Raw genomic sequence first — 16,712 nt, 5'->3', positions numbered from 1 at the left:
TGGGGCGCCCGTCCGCTGTCGTGGCGGGCCGGGTCAGAACGCCGCGATGGGGTTCTTCAGGGTCCCGACCAGCTGCAGTGCGCCCGACGGGTCCGTCAGGTCCACCATCTGCCGGTTGTTCCGCAGCTGGAGCCGGTTGAGGCAGCTCAGCGCGAACTCGGGGGCGAACATGTCGTACTGCCGGAACTTCTCGGCGAGTTCGGGCACCGACTCCTGGTACGCGCGGACCGTCTCGGCGACCGTCCGCCAGAAGTCGTCCTCCTCGAGGACGCCCTCGGTGGCGAGCTGTGCGGCCAGGAAGCGGAAGAAGCAGTCGAAGACGTCCGTGAAGACCGACAGCAGCCTCTTGTCCTCCGGGACCTCCATCCGGATCCGCCGGACCTCGGGCGGCAGGACGGCGTCCGGGTCCATCACCACGATCTCCTCGGCGATGTCCTTGAAGATCGCCCGCCGCACCACGCCGTCCTCCAGGACCAGGATCACGTTCTCCCCGTGCGGCATGAACGCCAGGTCGTAGGCGTAGAAGCTGTGCAGAAGAGGCGTGAGGTAGGCCCGCAGATAGTGCCGCAGCCACTGCACGGGCGTCAGCCCCGAGCGCTCGATCAGCGCGCCCGCGAAGGACGCGCCCTCATGGTCCGCATGGAGCAGGCAGGCCATGGTCGCCAGGGACTCGCCCTCGCGGAGCGAGGGCACCGGGCTCTCCCGCCAGAGCGCGGCCAGCATCTTCCGGTACGGCGAGGAGCGGTCCGTGGCCGCCTCGTACTCCAGGTGCCGGTAGCCGACCGCCGCCCGCTCGCGCAGGATCGTCAGCCCCGTCGACTTCAGCACCGGATCGTTGTCGATCAGCCGTGCCAGCCAGTCGTTGATGGCCGGGGTGGCCTCCATGTAGGCGGCGGACAGCCCCCGCATGAAGCCCATGTTGAGGACGGAGAGCGCGGTCTTGACGTAGTGCTTCTCAGGGCGGGAGGTGTTGAAGAAGGTCCGTATGGACTGCTGGGCCAGGTACTCGTCCTCGCTCTCGCCCAGGAGGACCAGATGGCGGCGGGCGATCTCGGCGGCGAAGGTGACGGCGATCTTGTTCCGCCACTGCCAGGGATGGACGGGGACGAGAAGGTAGTCGGCGGGGTCGAGGCCCTGCCCACGCAGCTGCTTCCCGAACCGCTCGACGGTGGCCTCGCCCAGCTCCTCCCGGATGAACGCCTCGTACGTGATGCCGGCGCCCGCCGAGAACGCGGCCCGTGAGCGGTGCGCGGCCAGCCACACCAGCCGGACGGGACGCGCGGCCTCGGGGGCGTAGGCGAGGTACTCCTGGATGCCGAAGCCGAGCCGGCCGTTGTTGGCCACGAAGCAGGGGTGGCCCTCGGTCATGCCGGTCTCGATCTCCTGGAAGCCGCGGCGCGCGAGCTCGGCGGAGGTCACCCGCGGCTTGGTGAGCTTGTAGCAGGTGCTCGCCAGGGTGGAGGAGATCTCCTCCAGGTAGACCGGCAGGATCTCGTCGCTCAGCCCGAGGGACTGCTTCAGTTCGATGAAGAAGTCCAGGGCGTTGAGGGGGAGTTCGGCGCCGTCACGGTGGCGGGACAGGGACGCGGGGTCCACCTGCCAGTGGTCGAGGGCGCGGCGGACGGCGGTGAAGCGGTAGCGGGTCAGACCGTCGTCGCTGCGGACGACGTAGTGGTCGCCGTCCTGCTCGGGGGCGATCAGCCGCTCATGGGCGAACTCGGCGAGGGCCTTGCGTATCAGAAGGCGGTTGGCTCTCTCCCAGTGCTCGGGGGAGAGGTGGGCCACGGCACCGGCGAGAGTCATGCGCGCCGCACCGCCTTCTCGAACTGCTCCCGGGTGCAGAAGCTCAGCAGCGCCCTCTTCTCCGGCTTCTGGATCTCCCGCTCCGGAACGAAACCGACGGCCTCGTTCAGAGCGTGCACGGCGGTGTTGCGCACATCGGGCTCGACCACCACTCTGTTCGTCCCCGGGTCCTCGAAGAGGTGGGCCATGATGGCGGTGATCACGGCCCGGGTGAACCCGTGCACGGGGGTGTCGGTGGGCGCGACCAGGAAGTGCATGCCGACGTCGCCGGGCTCGGGCTCGTACAGCCCGACCAGCTCCCGGTGGGCGGGGTCGTACCGCTCCATCAGGAAGACGGGCTCCCCGTGGTGCAGGCCGAGGAACGCGTGGTGGTGCTCGTCGGCGGCGATCGCCATATAGGTGCGCTCGACGTCCTCCGGCTTCGCGTCCTGCATCATCCAGAACCTGGCCTTGGGGTGGGTGACCCAGCCGTGCAGCAGCTCGGCGTCCTTGAGCGGATCGAGCGGGCGGAAGGTGAAGTTCATGCGGCGAACTCCTGGAAGGCGATCGTCTTCTCGATCGGGTAGTACTCGACGCCGAGCATCTCCCGGATGATGCAGCTGTTGCGGTACGGGCCCATGCCCAGGTCGGGGCTGGTGACGCTGTGGGCGTGCACGCCGGCGTTCTGGAGGAAGACACCGCGGCCGGTGATGTCGATGGCGTAGTTGCGGCCGATGTCGAAGTTGCCGTGGGAGTCACGGCGCAGCCGGTCGTGGACGGGCCGCAGGAACTCCGGTTCGGCGTACCGGTAGCCGGTCGCCAGGATCAGGCCCTCGCTGCGCAGCTCGAAGTCCTTGCCCTGCTCCTCCTGGCGGAAGGTGAGGGTGTAGGTGCCCTGGTCGTGGGAGGCGGCGGTGAGCGCGGAGTTGGTGAGCAGACGGGTGGGGGCCGGGCCGGTGAGCTTCTTCTGGTAGAGCAGGTCGAAGATGTCGTTGATCAGGTCCCCGTTGATGCCCTTGTACAGGCCCTTCTGCTGCTCGGCGAGGCGGTAGCGGGTCGCCTCCGGCAGCGCGTGGTAGTAGTCGACGTACTCCGGAGAGGTCATCTCCAGGGTGAGCTTGGTGTACTCCAGCGGGAAGAAGCGCGGGGAGCGTGTGACCCAGTTCAGCTGGTAGCCGTGGACGTCGATCTCGCCGAGCAGGTCGTAGTAGATCTCGGCGGCGGACTGGCCGCTGCCGACCAGGGTGATCGACTTCTTGCGCTGGAGCCGTTCCTTGTGCCCCATGTAGTCGGCGGTGTGGATGAAGTCGCCGTCCAGGTCGCGGCAGGCGTCCGGGATGTGCGGCGAGGTGCCGGTGCCGAGGACGAGGTGGCGGGCGCGGAACGTTTCCCCGGTGTCGGTGCGGACGACGTAGAGGCCGTCCTCGTCCTCGTACGTCACCTCGGTGACCGTCGTGCTGAAGCGGATGCTGTTCAGCCGGGCCGCCGCCCAGCGGCAGTAGTCGTTGTACTCGACCCGGAGGGGGAAGAAGTTCTCCCGGATGTAGAACGAGTACAGACGGCCCTTCTCCTTCAGGTAGTTGAGGAAGGAGTACGGGGACGTCGGGTCGGCCAGGGTCACCAGGTCCGACATGAACGGGGTCTGCAGATGGGCGCCGTCGAGGAACATCCCCGAGTGCCAGTCGAAGTCGGGCTTGGACTCCAGGAAGACACCGTTCAGCTCGGCGATCGGCTCGGTGAGGCAGGCGAGGCCGAGGTTGAAGGGGCCGAGCCCGATCCCCACGAAGTCGTAGGGAGCGGCGGGGGCTTCAGGACGCGCGGTCAAGGGACTCTCCCAGGTACTGCTCGACGTGGTCGGCGATCAGATCGAGGACGGCGGCGAGGTCGTCCGGTGTGGTTTCGGGGTTGAGCAGGGTGAACTTCAGGTAGTGGCGGCCGGCGACCTTGGTGCCGGCGATCACGGCGTCGCCGGAGGCGAACAGGGCCTTGCGGGCGTGGAGGTTGGCGCGGTCGATCTCGGCCGGGTCGGTGACGGCGGCCGGGACGCAGCGGAAGACCAGGGTGGACAGGGCGGGCTCGACGACGACCTCGAAGCGCGGGTCTGCGGCGAGCATCCGGAAGCCCTCGGCCGCCAGGTCGCACACCTCGTCGAAGAGCCGGCCGATGCCGTCGGCGCCCATCACGCGCAGCGTCATCCACAGCTTGAGGGCGTCGAAACGGCGGGTGGTCTGGAGGGACTTGTCGACCTGGTTGGGGATGCGCTCGAGGACCGCGCGGCGCGGATTGAGATAGTCCGCGTGGTAGGTGACATGGCGCAGGGTGGAGGCGTCCCGGACCAGTACGGCGGACGAGCTCACCGGCTGGAAGAAGGACTTGTGGTAGTCGACGGTGACCGAGTCGGCGTGCTCGATGCCGGCGAGCAGATGACGGCGGGTGGGGGAGACCAGCAGACCGCAGCCGTAGGCCGCGTCGACGTGCAGCCAGGCGCCGTGCTGCGCGCACAGCTCGGCGATCTCGGGCAGCGGGTCGATGGAGCCGAAGTCGGTGGTGCCGGCGGTGGCGACCACGGCCATGGGGACCAGGCCGTCGCGCCGGCAGCGCTCCAGCTCGTGGGCGAGACAGACCGTCCGCATCCGTTTGCCGGGGTCGGCGGGCACGGAGATCACCGCGTCCGGGCCCAGGCCCAGCAGTGTGGCCGACTTCCGCACACTGAAGTGGCTGACCTCGGAGGTGAGGATCCGCAGCCGTGCGAGGTCGTCCGTCTTGGCCTCCTCACGGGCGAGCAGCAGCGCCTGGAGGTTGGACTGGGTGCCGCCGGAGGTGAACACGCCGTCGGCGGCCGGGCCGAGGCCGATCCGGGCGGTCGTCCAGTCGATGAGTCTGCGCTCGATCAGGGTGCCGCCCACCGACTGGTCCCAGGTGTCCAGGGAGGAGTTGACGGCGGACAGGACGGCCTCGCCGAGCACCGCGGGGATGACGACCGGGCAGTTGAGATGGGCGATGTAGCGGGGGTGGTGGAAGTAGACCGCGTCCCGCAGATAGACCTCCTCCAGCTCGTCGAGAGCCGCCGTGGTGTCGCCGAGCGGCCGGTCGAGGTCGATCCGGTCGATCCGGGGGGCGAGCTCGTCGACCGTGATCCCGGTGAAGGGCCGGTCGGCGGCGGCGATCCTGGCGGCCACCCGCTCCACTCCTTCTTTCACGGAGCGGCAGTAGTGCTCCGCGGTGAGGTCATTGAGCAGGTGTGAGCGCATGTGGGGGTCCTCCGGTAGATGGGTACGTCCGCGGGGACGCGCTGAGGGGCGGAGTCGCGCGACAGAAACTTAGGTTAGCCTAACCTGAGTTTTGTTTCGGCGAAACGCCGCCCCTCCCCTGACCGGTGTCACTCCATCACGCTGCTTCGGGTGTCCTTTCCAAGGCTCAGCTGACCTTCTTGGCCGTCTCGATGGCCTTCGCCAGGTCCTCCAGGAGCGGGGCGCACTTGTCGTAGGACAGGATCGGCTCGGCGGTGCGCGGGATGACCTGGCCGGCCTTGACGGCGGGGAGCTTCTTCCAGGTCGCCTCGGTGATGTCGGCGGGCTGGATGGCCGAGGTGCGGTTGTCCATCATGATGATGTCCGCCGGGTACTTGTCGACGTTCTCCCAGCTCAGCGACTCGAACCAGCCGCCGCCCTGCTTCTTGGCGCTCTCCGGGGGCTCGACGAAGTTCACGCCGAGGGCCTTGAAGTACTCCAGGTCGATCGAGAGGTTGGTGCCGGAGACGTAGAACAGGTCCTGGCTGGCCGACCCCGCCATGACCTTGATGTCCGGCTTGGCCTTGGCGGCGGCGCGCAGCCGGGCGGCCGCGTCCTCGAAGCGCTTCTTCGCCTGCTTGACCTTGTCGGCGGTGACGTCCGCGCCGAGGGACTCGGCGAACGCGAGCATGCTCTCCAGCGACTTGGGCATCTGCCGGTCGTAGACGGAGATGCCGACGGTGGGGGCGCCGACGGCGAGGATCTTCTTCTTCGACTCCTCCGGGACGTACCAGAGGGTGCCCGCGTCGTCGAACATGGTGGAGACCAGGAGGTCGGGGGCGAGGGAGGCGTACTTCTCGATGTTGAACTGGCCCCACTCGTTGCCGAGGATCGTCACCTTGTCGACGTCCATGTCGCCGGCCTGCACATCGGCCTTGCCGTCCTTGGTCTTCGTCGGGCCGAAGACGCCCTTGACCTGGATGCCGTAGTCGTGCAGCGCGGCGGCCACACCGACGAAGGCCACGATGTTCGACGGGGTCTTGTCGGCCTTGACGGTCTCTCCCCGGTCGTCCTTGAAGGACCAGGGGCCGGATGTGGCGGCAGCCGTGTCGCTGCCCGACCCACCGCTTTTCTTGTCGTCGCTGCCGCAGGCTGCGAGCACGGCACCAAGGCCGAGGGCGCCGCCCGCGGCGAGGATGCCGCGGCGGGAGAGAGAGGTGGCACGGGCGTTGGGCATGGGTGTGACTGCTTTCGAACGGGGGCGAGCGCCCGCCGGACAATTCCGGAGGTAGGTTAGCCTAACCTCATTTGATGTCCAGAGGGCGGGGTTGCCGTACCCGTGCCCGCCGGCGGCCCGTGCCCGGTGGGCGCCGGCGGGCGGTGGGATGTCAGCTCGTCAGACCCAGCTCCCTCGCGATCAGCATCCGCTGCACCTCGCTCGTGCCCTCGCCGATCTCCAGGATCTTGGAGTCGCGCCACATACGGGCGACCGGGTACTCGTTCATGAAGCCGTAGCCGCCGTGGATCTGGGTGGCGTCGCGGGCGTTGTCGACGGCGACCGTGGAGGAGTGGAGCTTGGCCAGGGCCGCCTCCTTCTTGAAGGGCTCGCCGGCGACCAGCCGGTACGCCGCGTCACGCCAGGCGAGACGGGCCGTGTGGGCCCTCGTCTCCATGTCGGCGATCTTGAACTGGATGGCCTGGTTGGCGGCGATCGGCCTGCCGAAGGCGTGACGCTCCTTGGCGTACTTCACCGACTCGTCCACACAGCCCTGGGCGAGCCCCGTCGCCAGAGCCGCGATGGCGACCCGGCCCTCGTCGAGGATCTGCAGGAACTGCGCGTAGCCGCGGCCCTCCTCGCCCAGGAGGTTCGCCTTCGGCACCCGCACGTCACTGAAGGACAGCTCACGGGTGTCCGAGGCGTTCCAGCCGACCTTCGAGTAGGGAGGCGCCACCGTGAAGCCGGGGGTGCCGGAGGGGACGATGATCGCGGAGATCAGCGGACGGCCGTCGGGCCGGTGGCCGGTGACCGCCGTCACCGTCACCAGGCCCGTGATGTCCGTGCCCGAGTTGGTGATGAAGCACTTGGTGCCGTTGATCACCCACTCGTCGGTCTCCGGGTCCAGACGGGCCGTCGTCCGGGTCGCCCCCGCGTCCGAGCCGCCGTCCGGTTCGGTCAGGCCGAAGGCGCCCAGCATCTCGCCCGAGCACAGCTTAGGCAGCCACTGCCGCTTCTGCTCCTCGGTGCCGAACCGGTACAGCGGCATGGCGCCGAGCGACACACCGGCCTCCAGGGTGATGGCGACCGAGGAGTCCACCCGGGCCAGCTCCTCCAGCGCGACGCCGAGGGCCAGGTAGTCGCCGCCCATGCCGCCGTACTCCTCCGGGAACGGCAGCCCGAACAGGCCCATACGGCCCATCTCCCGCACGATCTCGTACGGGAACTCGTGCCGCTCGTAGAAGTCACCGATCTTGGGGGCCACGACGTCGTGCGCGAACTCCTCGACGGTGCGGCGGAGTTCCTCCAGCTCGGGGGTCAGACGGTGGTTCATCGTCGATCACTGCTCCTTGTGGGAGAGGGCGCGGAGGGTGCGGGAAGGGCTGGGGCGGCCCAGCCGGTCGGCCATCCACTCGCTCGTGGCGACGAGGCGGCCGAGGTCGACTCCGGTGTCGATGCCGAGGCCGTGCAGCATCCACACCAGGTCCTCGGTGGCGAGATTGCCGGTGGCGGACTTGGCGTACGGGCAGCCGCCGAGGCCGCCCGCGGAGGCGTCGACGGTGGTGACGCCGTACTGGAGCGCGGCCAGGGTGTTGGCGAGGGCCTGGCCGTAGGTGTCGTGGAAGTGCACACCGAGCGCGGAGACCGGCACCTGCCGCTCGGTGAGGGCGGCCAGCAGCTCCCGTACATGACCGGGGGTCGCCACCCCGATCGTGTCCCCGAGGCTCAGCTCGTCGCAGCCCATGTCCAGCAGGGCCCGGCAGACCCCGACGACCTGCTGGACGGGGACCGGTCCCTCCCAGGGGTCGCCGAAGCACATGGAGACATAGCCGCGGACATGGAGGCCCTCGTCCTTGGCGCGGGCCACGACCGGTTCGAAGATCGCGAGGGACTCCTCCACCGTGCGGTTGAGGTTGGCCTTGGCGAAGGACTCGGTGGCGCTGGCGAACACGGCGATGCGGTCCGCCCCGAGGGCGAGCGCGCGCTCCAGACCGCGCGCATTGGGCACCAGGACCGGCAGGTGCACTCCCTGCAGATCCCTGACCTGGGGGAACAGCGCCTCCGCGTCGGCCAGTTGGGGCACCCACTTCGGGTGGACGAAGCTGGTGGCCTCGACGGTCGTCAGGCCCGCGCCGGCGAGGCGGCGGATGAACTCCGCCTTGACCTCGGTCGGCACGGTCGTCTTCTCGTTCTGCAGCCCGTCGCGGGGGCCGACCTCATGGATCCTGACCCGGGCGGGCAGGCCGGGGGCCGGGACGACCATGGGCAGACCGGATCCGGGAACGCTCATGCCGTCTCCTCCTTCGCGTGCGCGCCGTCCTCGTCGTCAGGGGCGATCACGGCCAGCACCTGGTCCATGGCGACCGTCGTGCCCGGCGTGACGTCCAATTCGGTGACGGTGCCGGCGTGCGGGGCGGAGATGACGTGCTCCATCTTCATCGCCTCGACCACCAGCAGGCTCTGACCCGCGGTCACCTTGTCGCCGACGGCGACCTTCACCACCGTGACCGTCCCCGGCATGGGCGCCGTGAGGGAGTCGGCGCCACAGTGGGCCGCACGGGTGAGGGACGCGGCCACCGGGTCGTGGTCGCGCACGTGCCAGACGTCGCCGTCGCGGCCCAGCCAGTCGGCGGCGCGGTGGAAGGTGTGACGGACGCCGTCCAGGGTGACCGCGACCGTGTCGTCGGTGACGGTGTGGGTGCCGCGCACCGGGTGGGTGACGGGGTCGTGTCCCGGCACACGCAGCGGGAACGCCACCGGCTTCGGCTCCCCGCCCAGCCGCCAGCCGTTCGGCACCGAGAACGGGTCGGTCCAGCCCCCGCCCTTGGGGCGCAGCGCCTCGAGCCGTACGGCCGCGGCGGCCTCGTAGACCTCCTCCGGCACCTCGGTGACGGTCAGCTCGTCGGCCACCCGCTCCACCAGCCCGGTGTCCAGCTCGCCCGCCACGACGGCCGGGTGGGCCAGCAGCCGGCGCAGGAACCCGGTGTTGGTCTGCACGCCCAGGATCACCGTGCGGGCCAGGGCCGCTTGGAGTCTGCGCAGCGCGGTCGCCCGGTCCGGGCCGTGGGCGATCACCTTGGACAGCATCGGGTCGTACAGGCTGCCGACCTCGGTGCCCTCGCTCAGCCCGGAGTCGGTGCGCACCCCCTCGCCCCGCGGCTCGCGCAGTCTGAGCACCGTGCCGCCCGAGGGCAGGAACCCGCGTGCCGGGTCCTCCGCGCACAGACGGGCCTCGATCGCATGGCCGGTCAGCCGGATGTCCTTCTGCGTGAACGGCAGCGGTTCGCCCGCCGCCACCCGCAGTTGCCACTCCACCAGGTCGATCCCCGTGACCATCTCGGTGACCGGGTGCTCCACCTGGAGACGGGTGTTCATCTCCATGAAGCAGTACGCCGTCGGGTCCCCGCCGGGCACGATGAACTCCACCGTGCCCGCGCCCCGGTAGCCGCAGGAGCGGGCGGCCCGCACCGCGGCCTCGCCCATCGCGGCCCGGATCTCCTCGTCGAGGAGCACGCTCGGCGCCTCCTCGACGATCTTCTGGTGGCGGCGCTGGAGGGAGCACTCGCGCTCGCCGAGGTGCACGACGTTGCCGTGGCCGTCGGCCAGGACCTGGATCTCGATGTGCCGGGGCCGGTCGATCCAGCGCTCGACGAGGAGGGTGTCGTCACCGAAGGAGGCGCGGGCCTCGCGGCGGGCGGCGGCGATCTCCTCGGCGAGCCGGTCCGCCTCCCGCACCAGCCGCATGCCCTTGCCGCCGCCCCCGGCGGAGGGCTTGAGCAGCACCGGCAGGCCGATGCGGCGGGCGGCCTCGGCGAGCCGGTCGTCGGTGAGCCCAACGCCGCTGGAGCCGGGAACCACCGGAACCCCGGCCGCCGCGACCGTCTCCTTGGCGCGGATCTTGTCGCCCATCAGGGAGATCGCCTCCGCGGGAGGGCCGATGAAGACCAGCCCGGCCTCCTCGCACGCACGCGCGAAGCCGGCGTTCTCCGCGAGGAAGCCGTACCCGGGGTGGACGGCCTGGGCGCCGGTGCGGGCGGCGGCCTCCAGCAGCCGGTCGGCGCACAGATAGCTCTCGGCCGCGGGCGCCGGCCCGATCCGCACCGCCGTGTCGGCCTCCCGGACGTGCCGGGCGTCGGCATCGGCGTCGGAGAAGACGGCCACCGAGCGCACCCCGAGGGCGCGCAGGGTGCGGATGACACGGACGGCGATCTCGCCGCGGTTGGCCACCAGAACTGTTTCGAACATCTCTGTGATCTCCCCCTCACATCCGGAAGACGCCGAACTGGGGGTCGCCCAGCGGGGCGTTGGCGCATGCGGTCAGGGCCAGGCCCAGCACCTGACGGGTCTCCAGCGGATCGATCACGCCGTCGTCCCAGAGGCGGGCGGTGGCGTAGTAGGCGTTGCCCTGGCGCTCGTACTGGGCGCGGATGGGGGCCTTGAAGGCCTCTTCCTCCTCCGGCGGCCACTCCTCCCCGCGGGCCTCGAGCTGGTCGCGCTTGACGGTGGCGAGGACGGAGGCGGCCTGCTCGCCGCCCATGACCGAGATCTTGGCGTTCGGCCACATCCACAGAAAGCGCGGGGAGTACGCCCTGCCGCACATGGAGTAGTTCCCCGCGCCGTAGGACCCGCCGACGACCACCGTCAGCTTGGGCACGCGGGTGCAGGCGACGGCCGTGACCATCTTGGCGCCGTGCTTGGCGATGCCGCCCGCCTCATAGGCCTTGCCCACCATGAAGCCGGAGATGTTCTGCAGGAACACCAGCGGGATGCCCCGCTGGTCGCACAGCTCGATGAAGTGGGCGCCCTTCTGGGCGGACTCGGAGAACAGGATGCCGTTGTTGGCGACGATCCCGACCGGGTGGCCGTGGATCCGGGCGAAGCCGGTGACCAGGGTCTGCCCGAACTCGGCCTTGAACTCGGCGAAGCGGGAGCCGTCCACCACGCGCGCGATGATCTCGCGGACGTCGTAGGGGATGCGGGGATCGACCGGGACGGCGCCGTAGAGCCCGTGGGGGTCGACCTTCGGCTCGACCGACTCGGTGACCTCCCAGGGAAGGGGGCCGCGCGCGGGGAGGGTGGAGACGATCGTGCGGACGATCCGCAGGGCGTGGGCGTCGTCCTCCGCGAGGTGGTCGGTGACGCCGGAGACGCGCGCGTGCACCTCGCCGCCGCCCAGCTCCTCGGCGGTGACGACCTCGCCGGTGGCCGCCTTCACCAGCGGGGGGCCGCCCAGGAAGATCGTGCCCTGGTTGCGGACGATCACGGCCTCGTCGCTCATCGCCGGGACGTACGCCCCGCCGGCCGTGCAGGAGCCGAGGACGGCCGCGATCTGCGGAATCCCGGCGGCCGACATACGGGCCTGGTTGTAGAAGATCCGGCCGAAGTGCTCGCGGTCGGGGAAGACCTCGTCCTGCAGGGGCAGGAAGGCGCCGCCGGAGTCGACCAGGTAGAGGCACGGCAGGCGGTTCTCCAGGGCCACCTCCTGCGCGCGCAGATGCTTCTTCACCGTCATCGGGTAGTACGTGCCGCCCTTGACGGTGGCGTCGTTGGCGACGATCACGCACTCGCGTCCGCTGACCCTGCCGATCCCGGCGATGATCCCGGCGGCCGGGGCCTGTCCGTCGTACATCCCGTCGGCGGCCAGCGGGGCCAGCTCCAGGAAGGGCGAGCCGGGGTCGAGCAGCGTGTCCACACGATCGCGCGGCAGCAGTTTCCCGCGCGCGGTGTGCCGCGCGCGTGCCTTCTCACCGCCGCCGAGCCGGGCTGCGGCGAGCTTGCCGCGCAGCTCCTCGACGAGTGCGCGGTGAGCCTCCTCGTTGGCCCGCCAGGCCTCCGACGCGGGGTCGGCCGCGCTCGTCAGCTCCGGTGCCTGATGCATCCTGCGGTCCCCTCACGTGTTAATGAGCGTTAACGCTCCCTTCAGGTTAACGACCGCTAACCTCGCTGTCTAGAATTGTTCCCATGACCATGCGAACCGACGCCCCCACCCGCCGCGAGCAGATCCTGAAGGAGGCGGCGCGGCTCTTCGCCGAACGCGGTTTCCACGGCGTCGGTGTCGACGAGATAGGCGCCGCGGTGGGCATCAGCGGACCGGGGCTCTACCGGCACTTCCCGGGCAAGGACGCGATGCTCGCGGAGCTGCTGGTCGGCATCAGCGGACGGCTGCTGACGGGGGCGAAGCGGCGGCTGGCGGAGGCGGACGGACAGGCCGGCCGGGCCGGTGCGGAGGCGGTGCTCGACTCGCTGATCGAGGGGCACATCGACTTCGCGCTCGACGACCGTCCCCTCATCACCCTGCACGACCGGGAGCTGGACCGGCTGCGGGAGAGCGACCGCAAGCTGGTGCGGCAGCTTCAGCGGCAGTACGTGGAGCTGTGGGTGGAGGTGGTGCGGAAGGTGCACCCGGAGCTCTCGGAGCCGGCCGCGCGGTCGGCCGTGCACTCGGTGTTCGGCTTGCTGAACTCGACACCCCACCTGGGACGGGCCGGCACGCTGCCGGGGCGGGGGGACACGGCGCAGCTGCTGCACCGGATGGCCCGGGGGGCCTTCGCGGCGGCGGCGGACTCCGCCGCGGATCTCGCGGCGGGCTGAGCGGAAGCGGGTGCGGACCTGGGTCTGCGCCCCTGGAGGAGCGGTCACTCCGTCCCGGGCCCTGCTGTCCGGTTTCGGTCCGTGGGCGCGTGAGGGGCCGGTGGCGCGGTTCGCCGCAGATCAGGGCGGAGCACTCGTGCGCCGTCCTCCCGGCCTTCCTTGCCCCTCCCTTCCCTTTTCTTCTTTTCGTCCCTCCCCTTCTTGCCTTTTCTCACCTTCCTCTCCCCTTCCTCTCCCCTTGCTCTCCCCCTTCGCTCCTCCGCTCCGCTCGGCGCGTGACCAGCGTTACTGCCGGCGGTCTTTGCGTGGGCGGCTACCCACCGGTACGTTTATGTGAGCAAGCGCTTAGCCATCGGGGTGCGGCCGCCGGCCGAGGACCCTGACGACCCCCGATGGCGGGCAGCCAGGTACGCGAGAGCGGCGCCGGTTCAGGCGCATGAAAGGGCGGTGGCAGCGTGCGTCGTACGGTGTTCAACGAGGATCACGAGGCGTTCCGGCAAACCCTTCGTGCCTTCATCGAGGCCGAGGTCGTACCGGTGTACGACGAATGGTTTCAGCAGGGCATCGTGCCCCGTGAGTTCTACTACAAGCTCGCCGAGCTGGGTCTCTTCGGCATCAACGTGCCCGAGGAGTACGGCGGGGCGGGCCTCGAGACGCACAAGTTCGAGGCCGTCCAGTACGAGGAGACCGCCCGCGCGGGTGTGACCTTCGGCGGCTCCAACGTGCACGTCCTGCTCGCGCTGCCCTACATCAAGATGCTCGCCACCGAGGAGCAGAAGAAGCGGTACCTGCCCAAGTTCGTCTCCGGCGAGGAGATGTGGGCCATCGCGATGACCGAGCCCGGCACCGGCTCCGACCTCGCGGGCATGAAGACCACCGCCAAGCTGAGCGAGGACGGGACGCACTACGTCCTCAACGGCGCCAAGACCTTCATCACCGGTGGTGTGCACGCCGACCGGGTCATCGTCTGCGCCCGTACCGCCCCGCCCTCGGCCGAGGACCGCCGCCACGGCATCTCCCTGTTCGCCGTGGACACCAAGTCCGAGGGCTACTCGGTGGGCCGCAAGCTCGACAAGCTGGGGCTCAGGACCTCCGACACCGCCGAACTCGCCTTCGTCGACGTCAAGGTGCCCGTCGAGGACCTGCTCGGCGAGGAGAACAAGGGCTTCTCCTACCTCGGCGCCAACCTGCCCTCCGAGCGCTGGGGCATCGCCTTCGGCGCCTATGCGCAGGCCAAGGCCGCCGTCCGGTTCACCAAGCAGTACGTGAAGGAGCGCACCGTCTTCGGCAAGCCGGTCGCCCACTTCCAGAACACCAAGTTCGAGCTGGCCGCCTGTCAGGCCGAGGTGGACGCGGCGGAGGCCGTCGCCGACCGGGCGCTCGAGGCGCTCGACGCCGGCGAGCTGACTCCCGCCGAGGCAGCTTCCGCGAAGCTGTTCTGCACCGAGGTCGCCCACCGCGTCATCGACCGCTGTCTGCAACTGCACGGCGGCTACGGGTACATGAACGAGTACCCGATCGCCCGCCTGTACGCGGACAACCGTGTCAACCGCATCTACGGCGGTACCAGCGAGATCATGAAGACGATCATCGCAAAGGACATGGGTCTCTGAGACAAGCATGAGTCAGGCACTTCAGTCTCTCCTCGATCTCCTCGACCTCGAGCAGATCGAGGAGAACATCTTCCGCGGCCAGTCGCGCTTCGTGGTCGTCCCGCGGGTCTTCGGCGGACAGGTCGCGGCACAGGCGCTGGTCGCCGCCGGGCGCACGGTCCCCGAGGACCGGCACGCCCACTCGCTGCACGCGTACTTCCTGCGTCCCGGCGACCCGGGTGCGCCCATCGTCTACTCGGTGGACCGCATCCGCGACGGCCGTTCCTTCACCACCCGCCGGGTGGTCGCCGTCCAGCACGGGCAGCCGATCTTCCATCTCTCGGCGTCCTTCCAGGTGCCGGAGGACGGACTCGACCACCAGGCTCCCATGCCGCCCACCACCGACCCGGCGCTCCTGCCTCCCTCCGAGGAGCGGCTGCGGAGCTACAAGCACCTTCCGGCCGAGGTCGTGGAGCGTCTGCTGGAGGCCCGTGAGGCGGTCGACCTGCGCTATGTGGACGATCCGCCGTTCGGCAGGTTCGGCGAGCCGCGCGAGCCGCACTCCCAGGTGTGGTTCCGCACCAACGGCAAGCTCGACGACGACCCGTTGCTGCATGTCGTCCTCGCCACCTATGTGTCCGACATGACCCTGCTCGACTCGGTGCTGCTCGCCCACGGGCGCGGCGGCTGGGCGGTCGGGGACGTCGTCGGGGCCTCACTGGACCACGCGATGTGGTTCCACCGGCCGTTCCGGGCCGACGAGTGGCTGCTGTACGACCAGGAGTCGCCCTCCGCGTACGGCGGGCGGGGCCTTGGACAGGCCCGTATCTACACGCAGGACGGCCGGCTGGCCATCTCGGTGATCCAGGAGGGCGTGGTCCGCGTTCCCTGGGACGCCGGGAAGTCCCGGGAACGCTGAGAAGTCCCGGGAGCGCCGAGAAGCCCGGCGGACACTGCGGGAAACCGTCCGGAGAACGCGGGCGGCGGCGGGAGCACCCTCACGGTGACCGCCGCCGCCCGCGTGCCGTCTTCTCCGCGTTCTTTGTGTTCTTGCCTCTGTGCTCTTGGCGTTCCTGGTGTTCTTGGTGCCCGCCGGGCACCCGGCCGCGGAAGGCCGGGATCTTCAGCAGGCCGTCAGGTCCGCCCGGTCCCGTGCCGTCAGGCCCGCCGGTCCTGTGCCGTCAGGCCCGCCCGGTCCAGCAGATACGCCGTCATGGGGTCGTAGTACCGGGGGCTGGCCACGTGGTCGTCGAGCGGCACCGCCACCTGGAGCGTCCCCTCGGCCTCGGCGAGGAAGAGCGCCGGGTCGTTGCAGTCGGCGTAGCCGACGGCGTCCACGCCGTGCTGACCGGCGTAGCCCGCCCAGCCGTGGTCGGCGACGACCAGGTCCGGCAGCGGGCGGCCCTCGCGCTCCAGAGCGGTGAGGATGGCGCGCATCGGCTCGCCGGAGTGGGTGTGCCACAGTGTGGCGCCGTGCTCCAGGACGGCCACGTCCGCGAACTGCATGACATACCCCTCGTCCGTCTGCAGCCCGTCCGGGATGACGACGATCTCGCAGCCGGCGGCGCGCAGGGCGGCGGCCGTGGCGCGGTGCACGTCGAGCAGACCGCCGGGGTGCCCGGTGGCGAGCAGCACCCGCTGCTGTCCGTCGGCCGCCTTGCGCAGCCGGCCGGCCATCCGCTCCAGGGCGTCGACGGTCAGCTCGGGGTCGATGGTGTCCTGGCCGTAGCGATGCTCCGGGTCGTCGCTGACGCCGACGCGCTCGGCCATCACCGCGAGCACGTCCTGCTCGTCGCTCCAGCGGTCGCCGAACTCCAGCCCGAACCAGAAGTGACGGTCGCCGTTGGCGAGTTTGCGGTAGTGGGAGAGGTTGTTCTCACGAGGGGTGGCGACGTTCCCGGCGATACGGGTCCTCACGAGGTGGTCGACGAGTTCGGCGCGGCTGGGTGTCCCGGATATCGACATGGCTTCCATTGTGGTGTCATGCCCGTCGCAGGGCGAACCACAGTTCCATGCGGACGTCCGGGTCGTCCAGGTCGGCGTCGAGCAGGGCGGCGCAGCGGGCGATGCGCTGGCGGACGGTGTTGCGGTGCACGGACAGGGCGACCGCGGTGCGGTCCCAACTGCCGTGCAGGGAAAGCCAGGTGCGCAGTGTCTCGATGAGCGCCGGCGTCGCGCTGATCGGGGCGAGCAGCGCGCGGGCGTGCGCGTCGGCCTCGTCGGCGGGGACCAGGTCGGCGAGGCCGGGGCGGTCGCCGTGGCGGACCAGGGCGGTGCGGGCGGCGCGGGCGCGGGCCAGAC

At 70.2% G+C, this 16,712-nt stretch carries 14 protein-coding genes; 3 read left to right on the top strand and 11 right to left on the bottom strand.

From position 1 onward, the window contains the following. Positions 1-33: 33 nt before the first annotated feature. The 9 genes from ABD224_RS05805 to ABD224_RS05765 all read right to left on the bottom strand — a co-directional run bounded on the left by ABD224_RS05805 (position 34) and on the right by ABD224_RS05765 (position 12,106). Positions 34-1,803: an IucA/IucC family protein gene (locus ABD224_RS05805; RefSeq protein ID WP_344047502.1), complete on the bottom strand. Its 1,770-nt coding sequence runs from the start codon at positions 1,801-1,803 to the stop codon at positions 34-36. After that, positions 1,800-2,327, bottom strand: coding sequence for a GNAT family N-acetyltransferase (locus ABD224_RS05800; RefSeq protein ID WP_344047500.1), 528 nt, complete (start codon positions 2,325-2,327; stop codon positions 1,800-1,802). Before ABD224_RS05800 ends, ABD224_RS05805 begins: the two co-directional genes overlap by 4 nt. Further along, on the bottom strand, positions 2,324-3,607 hold the full coding sequence (locus tag ABD224_RS05795; protein ID WP_344047498.1) for a lysine N(6)-hydroxylase/L-ornithine N(5)-oxygenase family protein: 1,284 nt from the start codon (positions 3,605-3,607) through the stop codon (positions 2,324-2,326). The genes ABD224_RS05800 and ABD224_RS05795 overlap by 4 nt, the downstream gene beginning before the upstream one ends. Continuing rightward, a complete protein-coding gene (locus ABD224_RS05790; RefSeq protein ID WP_344047496.1) occupies positions 3,591-5,033 on the bottom strand; it encodes a pyridoxal phosphate-dependent decarboxylase family protein in 1,443 nt (480 codons plus the stop codon). Before ABD224_RS05790 ends, ABD224_RS05795 begins: the two co-directional genes overlap by 17 nt. 166 nt (positions 5,034-5,199) lie before the next feature. Then, positions 5,200-6,249 carry an ABC transporter substrate-binding protein gene (locus ABD224_RS05785; protein ID WP_344047494.1) on the bottom strand — a complete coding sequence of 350 codons (1,050 nt, stop codon included), beginning with the start codon at positions 6,247-6,249 and terminating at the stop codon, positions 5,200-5,202. 151 nt (positions 6,250-6,400) lie between these two features. Continuing rightward, a complete protein-coding gene (locus ABD224_RS05780; RefSeq protein ID WP_344047492.1) occupies positions 6,401-7,561 on the bottom strand; it encodes an acyl-CoA dehydrogenase family protein in 1,161 nt (386 codons plus the stop codon). A gap of 6 nt (positions 7,562-7,567) precedes the next feature. After that, on the bottom strand, positions 7,568-8,518 hold the full coding sequence (locus ABD224_RS05775; protein ID WP_344047490.1) for a hydroxymethylglutaryl-CoA lyase: 951 nt from the start codon (positions 8,516-8,518) through the stop codon (positions 7,568-7,570). Then, a complete protein-coding gene (locus ABD224_RS05770; RefSeq protein ID WP_344047488.1) occupies positions 8,515-10,473 on the bottom strand; it encodes an acetyl-CoA carboxylase biotin carboxylase subunit in 1,959 nt (652 codons plus the stop codon). The genes ABD224_RS05775 and ABD224_RS05770 overlap by 4 nt, the downstream gene beginning before the upstream one ends. Before the next feature lie 16 nt (positions 10,474-10,489). Then, on the bottom strand, positions 10,490-12,106 hold the full coding sequence (locus tag ABD224_RS05765; RefSeq protein ID WP_344047486.1) for a carboxyl transferase domain-containing protein: 1,617 nt from the start codon (positions 12,104-12,106) through the stop codon (positions 10,490-10,492). Between the two features lie 83 nt (positions 12,107-12,189). On the opposite strand from ABD224_RS05765, the gene ABD224_RS05760 reads away from it, so the two are divergent. The 3 genes from ABD224_RS05760 to ABD224_RS05750 all read left to right on the top strand — a co-directional run bounded on the left by ABD224_RS05760 (position 12,190) and on the right by ABD224_RS05750 (position 15,330). After that, complete coding sequence (locus ABD224_RS05760) at positions 12,190-12,819, top strand: SACE_7040 family transcriptional regulator (protein ID WP_344047484.1); 630 nt, start codon at positions 12,190-12,192, stop codon at positions 12,817-12,819. 455 nt (positions 12,820-13,274) lie between these two features. Beyond that, positions 13,275-14,432 carry an acyl-CoA dehydrogenase family protein gene (locus ABD224_RS05755; protein WP_344047482.1) on the top strand — a complete coding sequence of 386 codons (1,158 nt, stop codon included), beginning with the start codon at positions 13,275-13,277 and terminating at the stop codon, positions 14,430-14,432. Between the two features lie 7 nt (positions 14,433-14,439). After that, positions 14,440-15,330: an acyl-CoA thioesterase gene (locus ABD224_RS05750; RefSeq protein WP_344047480.1), complete on the top strand. Its 891-nt coding sequence runs from the start codon at positions 14,440-14,442 to the stop codon at positions 15,328-15,330. Between the two features lie 239 nt (positions 15,331-15,569). On the opposite strand, the gene ABD224_RS05745 is transcribed toward ABD224_RS05750, so the two are convergent. Beyond that, a complete protein-coding gene (locus ABD224_RS05745) occupies positions 15,570-16,376 on the bottom strand; it encodes a phosphatase (RefSeq protein ID WP_344047478.1) in 807 nt (268 codons plus the stop codon). 16 nt (positions 16,377-16,392) lie between these two features. Next, the coding region (locus ABD224_RS05740) for a helix-turn-helix domain-containing protein (RefSeq protein ID WP_344047475.1) at positions 16,393-16,712 on the bottom strand (320 nt) is incomplete at its 5' end.

It is taken from the genome of Streptomyces thermoalcalitolerans (assembly GCF_039525155.1).
In the GTDB taxonomy this organism is placed as follows: domain Bacteria; phylum Actinomycetota; class Actinomycetes; order Streptomycetales; family Streptomycetaceae; genus Streptomyces; species Streptomyces thermovulgaris.
Note: the sequence above shows the minus strand (reverse complement) of the source record. Positions and strands in the feature narration are given on the sequence as shown.